At 44.8% G+C, this 14,121-nt stretch carries 13 protein-coding genes; 10 read left to right on the top strand and 3 right to left on the bottom strand.

The genetic code is table 11. The features are described from left to right. Nucleotides 1-173 precede the first annotated feature (173 nt). The 5 genes from OCV19_RS23800 to OCV19_RS23820 all read left to right on the top strand — a co-directional run bounded on the left by OCV19_RS23800 (nucleotide 174) and on the right by OCV19_RS23820 (nucleotide 5,697). Complete coding sequence (locus tag OCV19_RS23800; protein ID WP_057623610.1) at nucleotides 174-995, top strand: phosphate ABC transporter substrate-binding protein; 822 nt, start codon at nucleotides 174-176, stop codon at nucleotides 993-995. A 111-nt stretch (nucleotides 996-1,106) separates the two neighbouring features. After that, nucleotides 1,107-2,036: a phosphate ABC transporter permease subunit PstC gene (gene pstC, locus OCV19_RS23805; protein WP_065677293.1), complete on the top strand. Its 930-nt coding sequence runs from the start codon at nucleotides 1,107-1,109 to the stop codon at nucleotides 2,034-2,036. 15 nt (nucleotides 2,037-2,051) lie between these two features. Then, on the top strand, nucleotides 2,052-2,915 hold the full coding sequence (gene pstA, locus OCV19_RS23810) for a phosphate ABC transporter permease PstA (protein WP_048661034.1): 864 nt from the start codon (nucleotides 2,052-2,054) through the stop codon (nucleotides 2,913-2,915). A gap of 90 nt (nucleotides 2,916-3,005) precedes the next feature. Further along, on the top strand, nucleotides 3,006-3,755 hold the full coding sequence (gene pstB / locus OCV19_RS23815; RefSeq protein WP_004732036.1) for a phosphate ABC transporter ATP-binding protein PstB: 750 nt from the start codon (nucleotides 3,006-3,008) through the stop codon (nucleotides 3,753-3,755). Between the two features lie 511 nt (nucleotides 3,756-4,266). Then, nucleotides 4,267-5,697, top strand: coding sequence for a YfcC family protein (locus tag OCV19_RS23820; RefSeq protein WP_065677294.1), 1,431 nt, complete (start codon nucleotides 4,267-4,269; stop codon nucleotides 5,695-5,697). A 118-nt stretch (nucleotides 5,698-5,815) separates the two neighbouring features. Here the strand turns inward: OCV19_RS23820 and glgC are convergent, their stop codons facing one another. Then, nucleotides 5,816-7,036, bottom strand: coding sequence for a glucose-1-phosphate adenylyltransferase (gene glgC / locus OCV19_RS23825; RefSeq protein ID WP_065677295.1), 1,221 nt, complete (start codon nucleotides 7,034-7,036; stop codon nucleotides 5,816-5,818). Between the two features lie 401 nt (nucleotides 7,037-7,437). Between glgC and ompW the strand changes: the two genes are divergently transcribed. Further along, on the top strand, nucleotides 7,438-8,085 hold the full coding sequence (gene ompW, locus OCV19_RS23830) for an outer membrane protein OmpW (RefSeq protein WP_065677296.1): 648 nt from the start codon (nucleotides 7,438-7,440) through the stop codon (nucleotides 8,083-8,085). Nucleotides 8,086-8,288: 203 nt separating this feature from the next. Continuing rightward, entirely contained in the window at nucleotides 8,289-10,100 is a 1,812-nt protein-coding gene (locus OCV19_RS23835) for a choice-of-anchor I family protein (RefSeq protein ID WP_065677297.1), read from the top strand. Between the two features lie 110 nt (nucleotides 10,101-10,210). Here the strand turns inward: OCV19_RS23835 and OCV19_RS23840 are convergent, their stop codons facing one another. Continuing rightward, nucleotides 10,211-10,930: an SDR family oxidoreductase gene (locus OCV19_RS23840; RefSeq protein ID WP_008216572.1), complete on the bottom strand. Its 720-nt coding sequence runs from the start codon at nucleotides 10,928-10,930 to the stop codon at nucleotides 10,211-10,213. 210 nt (nucleotides 10,931-11,140) lie between these two features. Between OCV19_RS23840 and OCV19_RS23845 the strand changes: the two genes are divergently transcribed. Next, nucleotides 11,141-12,046: a LysR family transcriptional regulator gene (locus OCV19_RS23845; protein WP_050643751.1), complete on the top strand. Its 906-nt coding sequence runs from the start codon at nucleotides 11,141-11,143 to the stop codon at nucleotides 12,044-12,046. A gap of 47 nt (nucleotides 12,047-12,093) precedes the next feature. Here OCV19_RS23845 and OCV19_RS23850 read toward each other — a convergent pair whose 3' ends face one another. Continuing rightward, complete coding sequence (locus tag OCV19_RS23850) at nucleotides 12,094-12,432, bottom strand: winged helix-turn-helix transcriptional regulator (protein WP_017103534.1); 339 nt, start codon at nucleotides 12,430-12,432, stop codon at nucleotides 12,094-12,096. A gap of 105 nt (nucleotides 12,433-12,537) precedes the next feature. Here OCV19_RS23850 and OCV19_RS23855 point away from each other — a divergent pair, with 105 nt between their 5' ends. Both OCV19_RS23855 and OCV19_RS23860 read left to right on the top strand, forming a co-directional pair. Then, nucleotides 12,538-13,305 carry an SDR family NAD(P)-dependent oxidoreductase gene (locus OCV19_RS23855; RefSeq protein ID WP_065677298.1) on the top strand — a complete coding sequence of 256 codons (768 nt, stop codon included), beginning with the start codon at nucleotides 12,538-12,540 and terminating at the stop codon, nucleotides 13,303-13,305. 135 nt (nucleotides 13,306-13,440) lie between these two features. After that, the gene (locus tag OCV19_RS23860; RefSeq protein WP_065677299.1) at nucleotides 13,441-14,094 is read left to right on the top strand and encodes a cupin domain-containing protein; all 654 of its coding nucleotides are present in this window, start codon (nucleotides 13,441-13,443) and stop codon (nucleotides 14,092-14,094) included. The last annotated feature ends 27 nt before the right edge of the window (nucleotides 14,095-14,121 follow it).

Raw genomic sequence — 14,121 nt, forward strand, 5'->3', positions numbered from 1 at the left:
GGCTAATTTATTACTTTAAAGCTATTTGGTAGGGGAGAAACAAGAAAATAAATTGCAGTTGTCATATAGGCTTCAATTAAGTGAAACACAACTGTCATATTCGGATTCTAAAGTAGGCCTCGTTCAAGCAAAATACAACATTACGGCAATAACGCCACTAAAGGAAATTTGTGATGAAAAAGACAGTTATCGGTGCAATCGCACTACTAGGCGCTCTAACAGTGAATACAGCTTCAGCTAAAGAAACTATCTCTGTAGTTGGCTCTAACAGTGCTTCTCCACTGGTTGAAGTTTTTGCAGAAACCTACATGAATAAAGGCGAACCAGTGTTCATCGAAATTCAAGCACCAGGTTCTTCTGCAGGCATCAAAGCAGCAAAAAATGGAAGTGCTGACCTTGGTATCTCTTCTCGTGACCTAAAAGAAGAAGAGAAAACAGCTGACCTGAAAGAGCTAGTTATCGCTCGTGACGGTATCGCAGTTGTTGTTAACCCGAACAACGAAGTATCTGCTCTTACTGCTGAGCAAATCACTTCAATCTACAAAGGCGACATCACTAACTGGAAAGATGTTGGCGGTGCTGACAAGCCAATCGTAGCAATCACTCGTGATACTGCATCTGGTACACGTGGTGCATTCGAAGACATCATGAAGCTTAAGAAGAAGATTGGCGATAAGAAAGTATCGGCTATCTCTCAACGTGCTCAAGTTGCAAACGGTAACGGCGCACTTAAAGTTTCTGTAGCAAGCAACCCATACGCTATCGGCTTTATCTCTCTAGGTACAGTTGACGAATCTGTTCAAGCTCTAACTATCGACGGCGCTGCTGCGACTGTAGACAACGTTAAGAACGGTTCTTACAAAGTTGCTCGTCCTTTCCTAGTTCTTTACAAAGCAGGCGCTCCAACAGCTGAAACTCAACAATTCCTAGATTGGATGGTTGCAGATGAAGCTCAAGCTATCGCTGACAAAAAAGGCTACATCACAGTTAACTAATCTTAACTGACCAACACTTAATTATTGCTCAGCCTAACTTAGGCTGAGCCTTTTCTTTCAACTTTGTTTATTTCGAGCTCTTATTGAGCCACAAAGTTTGAGATTTTATATATGACCATCGCAAATAGTGAAAAGCTTATGAATACTGAAGCGACTCAAATCAACAAGCCAAGTCTACGTGCTAAGAAGCGCATTGACTGGAGAGAAAGAATCTTCCACGGCTTGTTCTTATCGAGTGCTATAATCGGCATCGTATCACTAGCCGTTATCGCTTACTTTATCGTTACAGAGAGTATCCCTGCATTCCAAGAGGCCGGTGTTTCTGGCATCGTTCTGGGTGTTGACTGGTTACCTCCAGCTCTATTCGGTGTTGCAACTATGATTGTTGCATCGATTGTTTCGACACTTGGAGCTGTAGTTGTTGGTGTACCGGTAGGTGTATTAACCGCTATTTTTATTGCTGAGATTGCTCCCAAGCGTCTTGCAGATATTATTCGTCCAGCAGTTGAGCTTCTAGCGGGTATCCCGTCGGTAGTTTACGGCTTCTTCGGTCTAGTAATTATCGTTCCAATGATTCAGAACATTTTCCAAGTACCAGCAGGTAACACTATCCTGGCGGGTATCATTGTTCTGGGTATCATGATTCTTCCTACCGTTATAACGGTTTCTGAAACTTCGATTCGTGCTGTACCTCGTACATACAAAGAAGGTTCACTTGCACTGGGTGCTTCGAAAATCTACACGATTTTTAAGCTACTCGTTCCTGCTGCACGTTCAGGCATTATGACTGGTGTGATTTTGGGTATCGGTCGCGCACTTGGCGAAACGATGGCTATCATCATGGTGATGGGTAACGCGCCAGCAATGCCAGAAGGTATTTTGGATTCGGCTCGTACGCTAACAGCAAACATTGCAATTGAAATGTCTTACGCAAGTGGCGTTCACGCTAACGCACTGTACGCAACAGGTGTTGTACTTCTAGTGTTCATCATGATGTTAAATGGTGCTCTACTTTATCTTAACCGTGAAAAAGCGAAGTAGGCGAGGATAAGTAATATGGATCGCGTAAAATTAAAGCAAGCACGTCAAATCAAAGATAACATCTTAAAAGGTTTTATCTGGGCAGCTGCGGCTGTAACCGTTGGTTTCTTATTCTGGATTATTTGGTACATCCTATCGAACGGTCTGCAATACGTAGATTGGAACTTCATCACTGACGATTACACTCGTACTGGTGAAGAGCGTGGTATTTTCCCAATGATCATCGCCACGATCTACATGGTAATTGCATCGATTGCAGTCGCAGCACCACTGGGCATCATGACGGCAATCTACCTAACAGAATATGCGAAAGTAGGTAGCCGTTTGGTGAAAGTGATTCGATTCTGTACTGAGTCGCTCGCTGGTATTCCATCGATTATCTTCGGTCTGTTCGGTATGACCTTCTTTGTTTCGATCCTTGGCCTTGGCTTCTCGATTCTATCGGGTGCATTAACGCTAAGTATCTTGATTCTTCCTGTAATCATTCGTACTACAGAAGAAGCATTGATGGCAGTACCACAAACTTACCGTGAAGGCTCATACGGCCTTGGCGCTTCAAAAATCTACACTATCTGGCGTTTGATCTTACCAAGCGCAATGCCAGGTATCTTAACTTCGGTCATTCTTAGTATTGGTCGTGTAATTGGCGAATCAGCACCTGTATTTTTAACAGCAGGTATGGTGGCACGTGTTCCTGAGTCGGTATTCGATTCTGGCCGTACACTAACGGTTCACCTATATAAGCTGACAACAGAGCTATTTACTATCGATGAGTGGAACCAAGCCTACGGCACGGCGACAGTCCTAATCGTATTGGTTCTCTTGATCAACATGGTTACAAAACTGATTGCAAGACGCTTCAACACGGCAACTTACTAAGCTGATTAGCAGGCTCAACAATAAAGAGAGCCTCCGTGATAAAGAAAGCATCAAGCTAGACACGAATTTAAGAATTTAGAGATTACGACAATGAACAAATTTGATATTGAGAACCTAGATCTGTTTTACGGCGACAACCAAGCGCTTAAATCTATCAACCTGCCAATTCCAACTCGTCAGGTTACGGCACTGATTGGCCCATCTGGTTGTGGTAAGTCAACGCTACTACGTTGTTTGAACCGCATGAATGACCTAATTGAAGGCGTTACTATCAAAGGTAAGCTGGATATGGATGGCACAAACATCTACGGCAATATTGATGTGGCTGACCTGCGTATCCGCGTAGGCATGGTATTCCAAAAGCCAAACCCATTCCCAATGAGCATCTACGAGAACGTGGCTTACGGCTTACGTGCTCAAGGTATCAAAGACAAGAAGCACATTGATGAAGTAGTAGAAAGCTCACTGCGCAGTGCGGCACTTTGGGACGAAGTAAAAGATCGTCTTAAAGCACACGCATTTGGCTTGTCTGGTGGTCAACAACAGCGTCTATGTATCGCTCGTACCATTGCAATGGAGCCGGATGTAATCCTGATGGATGAGCCTACATCGGCACTCGATCCAATCGCGACGCACAAGATTGAAGAATTGATGGAAGATCTGAAGAAAGACTTCACTATCGTTATCGTAACGCACTCAATGCAGCAAGCGCGTCGTATTTCAGACCGCACGGCTTTCTTCCTAATGGGAGAGCTTGTAGAGCATAACGAAACGAGTGTTATCTTCAGCGAACCAAAAGATGATCGTACTAAAGGTTACGTAAACGGTGACTTTGGTTAATTGATTATTCAAGTGCTGGTTTAGCCTTTTAGCAAAACCAGCACGCTAGCTGATACGCAGGTTAGATAATCGAATAGATCGACAGAATTATCACTATAACTATAAGCGATGGAAGTTTTGCCCCACTTTAGGTGGGGCTTTTTTCTTTTGCTCACAAAAACATGACGAAACTCACACTTTTCTGACAATTAATGACTCGTTGTGCTAATATCCGCCGCTTGTCTTTGTAATTGATAAAAAACGCATTACCAAAACAGACTTTTCTGTTTACCTGCTTGTAATGACCTCATTCAGTTTGGCCTGACTTGGCTGAACATCTGCATTTTGCTCGGACGCAAAGAGAGTAGTACTCACTACTTCACTATGTACATTTGAGAGCACCATCTATCAAAGGCCTTTTTGAAACAGCCTAAATTAGCGCGAACTTAGTTCAGCGTGAAGGGTTTCGTTTTTCCAAAAATCCCTCTCGGCGGCTAAGTGATCCTTAGTTGCTGACAAATAAGGAGTCTATATGACGACTACGGTATCCACATCCGTACCTACATCTCAAGCTGGTAACGCAGCGCCGACAGAGAAAGAAGTAAACCACCCGTTTCTCTCTTTGGTTATCATGGTGATCGTTGCTGCAATCGCAACTTACTTCATTCCAGCTGGTGAATTCGAGCGAGTGGTCATGAATGGCCGCACGGTTATCGACCCAGACAGCTACACACAATTGAGTAGCAACCCAACAACATTAGCCTCTTTTTTCGAATCATTTTTTAAAGGCTTCAAATCCGCTTCTGGCGTGATGGGCGTTGTGGTATTTGTGGGTGGTGCTTTTGGCATTATCAAACACATGGGTCTGTTAGACGCATCCGTTGTTGCGCTAACCACTAAGCTAAAGAAGCAGGGCTTGTACGTGATTGCACCTGTGATCATGACGGCGATCTTCTTCAACGTTACCTTCACCGGTATGCGTGAACTTGATGTCATCTTTATCTCTTTGATGATCCCGATCTGTATCAAGCTTGGCTATGACGCGATTACGGCACTTGGTGTTGTTTTACTGGCAAGTTGTGCCGGTTTCGCCGCCGCTTTGGCTAACCCATTCTTTACGGGTATCGCACACACTATCGCTGAACTGCCTATGTATTCAGGTATGTGGTACCGCTTTATTGTTGGCATGTTCATGTTGCTAACGGGTGCGTGGTATGTGCTTAACTACGCGCGCAAAGTTAAGCAAGACCCGACCAAAGGTTTGTTGCACGGTACGGGTTACCACTACGAATCTAACGTTGAAGCGAAAACACTGACTACACGTGAAAAGCTTGCGGGCATCGCGTTTTTGGGCGTGTTCGCGTACATGATCTTCGGCACGTTGACGAAGGGGTTCGGCTTCACCGAGATTGCGGGTGCATTCGTGGCGATGGCTATTATTCCGGGTTTGGTGGCGGGTTTATCTCCGAACAAGATTTGTGAGTACTGGACCAAAGGTGTTAGCGACGTATTGGTCGCGGTACTGATCATCTTTTTCGCTCGTTCGGTGTTGACCATTATGGAAGACGCGAAGATTGTCGATTCGATCATCTACTATCTTGCGCAGATCATTTCTGGTAGCTCTAAACTCGTGGCAGCAGCAGGGATCTATTTCTCGCAGGCTACGATCAACTTATTCATTCCGTCTGGCAGTGGCCAAGCTGTGATCACTATGCCAATCATCATTCCATTGGCAGATATTGGTCAAGTGACTCGCCAAGTGGCGGCACTGGCTTCTCAATTGGGGGATGGTATCTCTAACTATATTTACCCAACCAATGGTGGCTTGCTGGCGGTATTAGCTATTGCAAAAGTGCCTTACACCAAGTGGGTTCGTTTCTTCTTACCACTGTTCTTGTTTTGGTCTGTGGGTGCTTTGGTTTCCGTTGTGATTGCTCAAATGATCGAATTAGGGCCTTTCTAAGATTTCTGTTTAATCGAATACATGGACAGTTAAGGCTTAACTGAAGCTGTGTAAATAAGAAGGCAGCGAGTTCGCTGCCTTTTTTTCGTTTAAAGAAAAGCTATCCCAACGTTAAAGGTTACTCTTCAAATTGGTAAGAAGAGGGAACCACAATCACGCCCTTTTTTGATATGTGGAAGCGTTTCGCATCGGCAAGGCTATCAACACCGATCTGGGTTCCATCTGGCACCTTAACGTTCTTATCGATGATGCAGTTTTGTATGTGGCAATTTTTTCCAATCTCAACATCTTCAAACAGAATACTATCAATCACAATCGCGGCATTGCTGACTTTCACTTTAGGGAAGAAGATAGAGTTTTGCGCCGAGCCGCCTTCAATTACAACGCCATTCGCTATCATCGAGTTGATGAATATTCCTTGGTTACCTTCAACAGAAGCAATGGTTCGTGCGGGTGGCAGCTGCGGTTCGTAAGTACGAATTGCCCAATCAGGTTGATATAAATCGATAGGCGAAGCTGGCTTTAACAGGTCCATGTTGGATTGGTAATAAGAGTCGATAGTACCAACATCTCTCCAGTACGCATCTTGGGTCACTCGGCCTTCTTCATCCCCAAACTTATATGCATAAACACTGTTGTTGCCGACCAATTTCGGAATGATGTCTTTACCAAAATCGTGGCTTGAGTTTGGATCTTCGGCGTCCGCCAGGAGCGCTTGTGTTAGTACCTCTTTATCAAAGACGTAAATGCCCATTGAAGCCATGCTTCGAGTTGGCCTACCAGGTACACATGCAGGGTAACGTGGCTTTTCGGTAAAGTTATTGATCTCTAGAGATTCATCTATCTCCATCACACCAAACTCTTTAGCTTCGTCAATTGAAACCTCCATGCAGGCCACGGTTAGGTCGGCCTCGTTCTTTTTGTGCTGCTTGAGCATTGGCGCGTAATCCATGCGATAGATATGGTCGCCAGATAACACCACCACATGCTTAGCTTCACTGCGAGACAGCAAATACAAGTTTTGATAAATCGCATCGGCAGTACCGCTGTACCAGCTATCACCGGTTCGCATTTGTGGGGGAACATTGGTGATGTATTCGCCGAGCTCGGGGTTAAGCACCGACCAACCATCACGTAAGTGTTTTTGCAAAGAGTGAGATTTGTACTGAGTCAGCACCAAAATTTGGCGTAGCCCAGAGTGTAAGCAGTTCGCGAGAGTGAAATCGATGATTCGATATTTGCCACCAAAGGGTACCGCAGGTTTTGCACGGTTATCGGTGAGAGGGGAAAGCCGAGAGCCAACACCGCCGGCCAGAACGATTGTTAGAGTGTCTTGCATGATCAGAACCTCAATGTATTTATGATTATGAGCATAGACTTGCAAGCACTAAGCCAAATGTAACTCATTGAATATTATACGAGGCGAGATTGATTCTTGTTGTTCTGCACCAAAATGATGCGTGCGAGATGTTGGCTTGCTCTATTTTGATCCAAGAAAGATCCGAACAAAGTGAAGGGATTGGATTAACAAAATGACGCACGGAAAAACCGCATTACAAAACTGTCAATAAAATGAAGGAATAAAGTGATCGGGTCGATATAAATTTACATAAGTAATCACAAATTTTCACAAATTGATTTCCATCAATAAAGTAGGGTTATTCTATGATACCTTGCACGCAAAATAAGAAATGATTACTCATTCACCAATAAAGAATAAGCCCTCAAAAGGAAATAATAATGAAAAAAACAGTATGTGGAATTGCGGTTATTGCGGCTCTTATGTCAACGAATGTTCTTGCTCATAAAGAAGGTGATTTTATCATCCGTGCAGGTGCAGCAATGGTATCTCCTAACGATAGCAGTGGAGATGTTCTGGAGACATCGGGGTCAAAATTTGGTGTGGATTCAAACACCCAACTTGGATTGACATTTGGTTACATGTTTACAGACAACATCAGTCTCGAGATTCTTGCAGCGACACCGTTCTCCCATACAATTTCTACAAACCATGGTGGTTTAGGTGATATCGCCGAGACAAAACACTTACCACCAACGTTGATGGTTCAGTACTACTTCGGCGAAGCAAACAGCAAGTTCCGCCCTTACGTAGGTGCGGGCATTAACTACACTGTCTTCTTTGATGAAGAACTTAATGGCACTGGTAAAGATGCAGGCTTAAGTGACTTATCTCTTGATGACTCTTGGGGACTTGCGGCAAACATTGGTATGGATTACATGATCAATGAAGATTGGTTCTTGAATGCGTCAGTTTGGTATGCAGACATTGATACTACAGCGAAATACAAAGCTGGTGGCGTTCAGTACTCAACAGACGTTGATATCGACCCATGGGTATTCATGATCGGTGGTGGTTACAACTTCTAATCTCCCTATTCAGTTTACTAAAGGCGCTCAAGCATCAGCCAGCTTGGGCGTTTTTTTTTGCTTACTTGTTAATAGATTGCTCGCCTTAACTTCCTGTTGTTATGGGTAAGGGGGAACTTATTGTGGTCATTTATTGTTAATAAAAGGGAAAGATAAGTGTCATAACAGCCCTCTATGATCGCGATTCAAATTATGGAGGATATATGAATCGTAAATTTAATAAGCTGACATTATTACTGCCTATCGCGGTTAGTTCTGCTCTAGTAGGCTGTTCTCAACCAACATCACCAACGACTGCTACGCCATCTCAAACATCACTTGATGCTTTTAGCCTTCAATGCCAATCCATCGAGCAGCCAAGCGCTTCCAATGCTGAGGTATCCGGAATCAGCCTAGTTGGCCGTTCAATTGCTGACGTCCCGTTTGATACTTCTGCAGCCGAAATCGTCAGCTACGATTCATGTACCGACAAGCTTTATGTTGTGAACGCTCAAGCTCAGAAGGTTGATGTGTTATCAATGAACTCAGCTAGTGAACCAACATCTGAGGGCTCCATTGATCTTCAATCAGCGACTGCAGCTTCCGGTATTGATATTGGTGCTGCGAACAGCGTGTCGACTCATCAGGGCTTAGTTGCTGTCGCGATTGAAAATGCTGACAAGCAACAGAACGGCATCATTGCACTTTATCGTTCAGACACGTTAGAGCTGATCACTACTTATACGGCTGGTGCATTACCAGACATGGTGAGCTTCTCGAAAGATGGCCGCTACATTGCTTCTGCAAATGAAGGTGAGCCGAATGCGGATTACAGCATTGACCCTGAAGGTACAGTAACGCTGGTGGATTTAAGCAGTGGTCCGTTGCAAGCGACAGTCACTCAGATTGATTTCAAGGCATTCAACCAAGGTCAGCCTCGCCATGCAGAGCTGACCGACAAGGTTCGAATCTCTGCGCCGAATGCAACCGTAGCTCAAGATCTTGAACCGGAATACCTAACGTTTGCTGATAACGGAAAACTCTACGTTGCCCTTCAAGAGAACAACGCTTTGGCCGCGATTGATGTGGCGAGTGCACAAGTGGATGCGATTCTTGGACTAGGCGGAAAGCCTTGGGATAGCGCTCAGCTAGATGCGTCAAACAAAGACAAAAACATCGGCAATCTACAAAGCTACGCGATGTTAGAAGGCCTTTACATGCCAGATAGCATCACTAGCTACAGTGTTGATGGTAACACTTACATCGTGACTGCGAACGAAGGCGATGGCCGTGAGTATGGCATCAAAACGACACAAAAAGTGTGTGATGATAAAGGTTTTGAGTGGGATGGTGATGACTATCAAGGCACCGAAAACTACACCACAGAAAAAGACTTTTGTATTGCTTATGTCGATGAAGTACGCGGCAAGAAGTTAGATGTTGACGCTAACCACCCATTAGCTGGCGCATTGAAAGACAACAAGCAACTTGCACGTCTTAAGGTGATTAAGCCACAAGGGACACTCGCTGCTGACCAAAAGGTTCAAGCATTCGGCAGCCGCTCGTTCTCTATCTGGGATGAGTCAGGCGAGTTAGTGTTTGATAGCGGCGATGATTTTGCTCGAATCGTACTTGAGCAAGATCCTGCAAACTTCAACAGCACCAATGATAACAACCAAAGCGGTGACGATCGTAGTGATGATAAAGGCGTAGAACCTGAAGCCATCGAAGTGGCTGAGATCAACGGCAAGCACTATGCCTTTATTGGACTTGAGCGCCAAGGTGGCATCATGGTTTACGACGTAACTCAGCCTAAGAGTGCAAGTTTCATCAGCTATCTAAACAACCGCGACTTTACTCAGCCAGTGTGCACCAAGGTTGATGAAGACGGTGATTGCGACAACGATACTTACAACTCGAAAGCGGGTGACTTAGGTCCAGAATCAATCAAGTATTTCACTCGCTCTGGTAACCACTTTATCGCGGTCGGCAATGAAGTGAGCGGCAGCACATCAGTTTACCGCGTTGAGTTTTAATCAAGCTTATTATTAGCAATTAGCTCGAATCAAAACAAAAGCGCCACTACTTGTTAAGTAGTGGCGCTTTCTATTTAATTTTCACGAATATATGCGTGATAGATTAGCTTCTATGGTTGTTGCTTAGTTGGTGCTAGAGCAATCTCACGGATACATACGTTCTGTGGTTGTTGGTAAGCGAATGATACAGCGCGAGCGATATCGTCAGCAGCCAAAACACCACCCATATCTTCTTTCCAAGAATCGTAACCGTCTTTGATCTCTTGAGATGTAGTGTGAGATAGAAGCTCAGTCTCTACAGCACCCGGTGCGATAGTGGTAACACGAACGTTTGAAGCCGCCACTTCTTCACGAACATTTTCAGAGATAGCGTGTACCGCGAATTTAGTACCACAGTAAGCTGCGTGGCTTGGGAATGTTTTCTTACCCGCGATAGAGCTGATGTTGATGATAGTACCCGTGTTGCGTTCCATCATCGGAGCAAGTACAGACTGCATGCCGTTTAGAAGACCAATTACGTTCACGTCGAACATTGTCTTCCATTCTTGTGCGTCTTGAGTATCGATTTGACCAAGAAGCATTGCACCAGCGTTGTTGATAAGCGCGTCTACAGGGCCAAATTTCTCTTCACCTTGTGCGATTGCTGCATCAAAAGACGCTTTGTCTGTTACGTCTACTTTTACTGATAGAGAGTTTGGTAGATTCAGCGCTTCAAGGCGGTCAATACGACGAGCTAAAAGTAGCAGAGGGTGACCTTCATCGCTTAGACGACGAGCGATTGCTTCACCAATACCAGAGCTTGCACCTGTAATTACGATTAGTTTTTTCATTTTATTTCCTCTGTACTTATATTGCGTCGGTTGGCTACGACGTATTGTTTAAGTGCATTCGAATCAAGTGCTTGTTGCCTTGCTTCGTTGCGATGGAGGTATATTAAGGAAAATAGCATTGTTGATATATAGCGCTTTACTTGAAACACTGTTGCTGTGGTGCAACAATAAAAGCGTCTATCTCATAACTTCATTAGTAAGCTGGCGACTATGCTCAATCAAATTAACCTGTCTGATATTCGCTCCTTCGTGCTTATCGCTCGTTTAGGTAATTTCACCAAAGCGGCGGAGGAGTTGGATGTGTCTCGTTCACACGTATCACGCCAAGTGAGTAGTTTAGAAAAGCAGATGGGTGTGACTCTGTTTATCCGCACCACTCGAACCTTGAGGCTGACTCACGCAGGGCAAGATCTGTACGCGAGATGTGAACAAGCCTTAGATAATATAGACCAAGCTCTGATTGCTGCTGTCGACGATGTCGAAGAGGTGCGCGGCGACATAAAAGTAAACTGTGTCGGAGGTTATCTTGGTGAGGTGATCATCGCGGATCTGGTCAATGAGTTTATGCAGCTTTACCCAGACATCAGCATCAGTCTTGATTTCAGTAGTAACCGAGTCGACTTGATTGAAGATGCGTTTGATATCGCTTTTCGTATGGGGAGTCTTGAAGATGCGGGCTTTATCGCTAGAAAGCTATTGGATATTGAAATGGGAACACTCGCGAGCCCAGAATATTTTGCTCGCAAAGGAAAGCCAAACCATCCTAAAGATCTGATCCACCATGATTGCTTAACGGGCTCGGTGCGTAAGTGGAGCTTTCAAGCTTTGGATGACACTAAGAAAACGGTCGATGTGCATGTCACGGGCAGACTGCAATGTAAAAATGGGCGAGTGTTGGTGCAGGGCGCGAAGTCGGGCAACGGGATTATTCGAGTTCCCACCATCTATTGCTTACAAGAACTCAATGACGGACAACTAGAGCAGGTGTTTGATGAGTGGGTGGTGCCTAAAGTGGACTTTTCAGCGATCTACCATCGAGACCGCTATCAACCGAGCCGAATTCGAACCTTCATTGATTTTGTAAAAGGCCGTTTTGAGCAAATGCCAGTCAGCTAAATAGTGCGTGCTGTCCATTATTTGGAATAGAGCGGATTAGCGTGGGCTTACATCTCGTCGATTTCGTTTTGTAGGTTTTCCAACTGCTCTAGAATCAACAAAAACTTCTCGCCGAACGGCGTCACTTGGTATTCAACTCTTGGTGGCAGTTCGTTGAACATCTGCTTATCCAAAATCCCAAACTCTACATTTCGCTTCAAACATTCATTCAACACCTTGGTCGATAGCCCTTCTACTGAGCGCACCATTTCACCAGGACGATTAATGCCATTTGCCAGTAATTGATAAACTGTTAGCGACCATTTACAGCCGTAGATGGTTTCGACCATGCGAGCGGAACGCTCAGGTGCAGATTTTCTTGAAAAAAAGTTTTCCTGATTTTTCATAAAGATGTACCAATAAGTACCTACCTAACCGATTTGTACTTACTATTCATAGTGTTAGTTCAAAGCCTAAGATTACCACGTTCACATGACTTAGGAGATAACAAAATGAACTTCACTAAAAATGGTATTGCAGTCGTAATCGGTGGCACAAGTGGTATGGGCTTTGAAACAGCGAAGCAGTTAGTCGCTCAAAACATCCATGTGTTGGTGGTCGGCAATAACCCAACTAAGTTAGATAAAGCGGTGTCAGAGCTGCAATCGTTAGGTCACGCTTCAGGCTGGCAAGCTAACCTTTATGATGATGCCAGTGTGTCTCGCCTTATTGCGCATTTAGAGTCGCTCAAAGAAGGTATTGGTTACCTTGTTAATGCGGCTGGTTACTTCAACCCTAAAGCGTTTATTGATCACCAAGAGACTGATTACGAGCAGTACATGCAGCTTAATAAAGCAACCTTCTTCATCACTCAAGCGATAAGCAAGTTGATGATCCAGAACGGCGGCGGCAGTGTAGTTAACGTTGGTTCTATGTGGGCGAAGCAAGCAATCAAAGCGACGCCATCTTCTGCCTATTCAATGGCTAAAGCTGGCCTGCATGCATTAACACAACACATGGCAATGGAACTGGCTGAGCATAACATTCGTGTGAATGCGGTGTCTCCAGCCGTGGTTAAAACACCGATTTACGAATCTTTCATCAAACCTGAAGAAGTGGATCAAGCGCTAGAAGGCTTCAACGCGTTCCACCCGATTGGTCGAGTTGGTTTGCCGAAAGACATCGCTAATAGCATCTCTTTCTTACTGTCAGACAGTGCAGATTGGGTAACGGGCGCAATCTGGGATGTTGATGGCGGTGTGATTGCCGGCCGCAATTAATTAGGATTCTTTTTAGGTGGCTGTCACGCAGGCAAAATAGCAGCGAGATGGCCTCCTTGAACAATATTCGCGTAGAATAGAAACGAGAAAGACAACAATAATAATTAAAACGATAACAAGAGTAAGGTCGCCATTATGTTCAACATGGACTTTTCAAAGAGACTGGTTATAGAAACCGAGACACTAGATTGGGTCGCAAGCCCTGCTAAAGGGGTTTGGCGTAAGCCACTTGAAAGAGAAGAGAAAGAATCGGGCCACACGACCAGCGTGGTGAAGTACGATCCTGAATCTTCGTTTTCTGAGCACCCACACCCACAAGGCGAAGAGATCTTTGTATTAGATGGCGTGTTCTCAGATGAAACGGGTGATTTCCCTGCTGGCACTTATATCCGTAATCCGCCGGGCGGCGCGCATTCTCCATCAAGCAAAGATGGCTGTACGATCTTGGTGAAGCTCAACCAGTTTGACGCGAGAGACTTAACTCAAGTTCGCATCAATACTCTAGAAACGGAATGGTTACCTGGTATTGGTGGCTTACAAGTGATGCCACTGCATGAATTCGAACACGAGCATGTCGCGTTAGTGAAGTGGCCAGTTGGCGAACGTTTTCAGCCGCATCGCCACTTTGGCGGTGAAGAGATATTTGTACTTTCTGGCACCTTTAAAGACGAACATGGTGAGTACCCGAAACACACCTGGATGCGCAGCCCGCACATGAGTGAGCATTTTCCTTATGTGGAAGAAGAGACGGTTATCCTAGTGAAAACGGGGCATCTGCCATTGGATTAAAGGAATGCTCAGTAAAAGATGAGAAAG

The organism is Vibrio celticus (assembly GCF_024347335.1).
GTDB classification, from domain to species: Bacteria; Pseudomonadota; Gammaproteobacteria; order Enterobacterales; family Vibrionaceae; genus Vibrio; species Vibrio celticus.